At 40.4% G+C, this 1038-nt stretch carries 1 protein-coding gene; it reads left to right on the top strand.

Annotated elements, in window-relative coordinates; all coding sequences use genetic code 11:
• Positions 1 to 54: 54 nt before the first annotated feature.
• Positions 55 to 1038: AAA family ATPase (locus A3730_RS32995; protein ID WP_063537576.1), on the top strand; the 984-nt coding region annotated here is incomplete at its 3' end.

The raw sequence follows: 1038 nt of genomic DNA, 5'->3' as shown, positions 1-1038 counted from the left end.
GTGATATGTGGCATCTGCAACTGGATATGCTGTTAATTTGAGGAGAGGTAGTTTATGCATCAAGTCGTTGATGTCTTTGGTGTGAGAAGCAAGCTTATAAAATCCTATATCGAAAGAGAGGACNTAGACTCTCGTTTCAAAGATGCTTTGAAGAGTGGGAATGAAGTAATTGTCTATGGTTCATCCAAGCAAGGTAAGACATCTCTTATATTAAAGCATCTTGATGAAGATCAATATATAAAAGTAGAGTGCTCGCCGCAAACCACCCCGGTAGACATATATAAATCTGTATTGCGTCAAATAGGTGTTACATTCATTGAGTCGGAAACTGCTGACTCGGGATATGAGCACGGCGGTAAGATCGGAGGTAGTTTTCGCGTCAAGATACCTTTCGTTGGCGGTGCCAAAGCTTCGGGAGAGATGCAGGATAAGGCAAGCGCTAGAACAAGCAAAACTGAGTCGCATGTCGAGTATAATCTCACTTTGGCTCAAGATGTCTCCGAGCTATTAAAGGCCAATGATTTTAATAAATTTATTGTTTTGGAGAATTTTCACTACTTGCCGCATGAGGTACAGAAAACGCTCGCATATGATTTGCGAATTTTTCAAGATCACCATTATATATTTGTTGTATTGGGGATATGGAGAGAAGCGAATAGGCTTGTCCAGTTTAATGGGGATTTGCTGGATCGTGTCACTGAAGTCGCTGTTGAGCCATGGGAGAAAGAAGACTTTTATAAAGTAATAGCAATGGGAGAAAAACTCCTTAATGTCGATTTTTATCATGTCAAGGAGAGGCTTGTAGATGAGTCTTTCGATAGCATTGGAGTGGTTCAAGAGATTTGCAAGCTATGCTGCCAATTCGCCGGAATAAATTCTACATCTGGTGAAACTGTTTTAATTAAGGAAGAGTATCTAGAACAAGCAATGACAAAAAAAGCTGAAGAGTATGGTGTAAGACACATTAGAAATTTTGAGTCTTTTGTGGATATACGCGTTCGAGTCAGTGCGCAAAGCGGTAAGCCATCACTTGCATAC

The organism is Alcanivorax sp. HI0044 (assembly GCF_001634945.1).
This window is presented reverse-complemented; position numbering and strand designations above follow the sequence as displayed.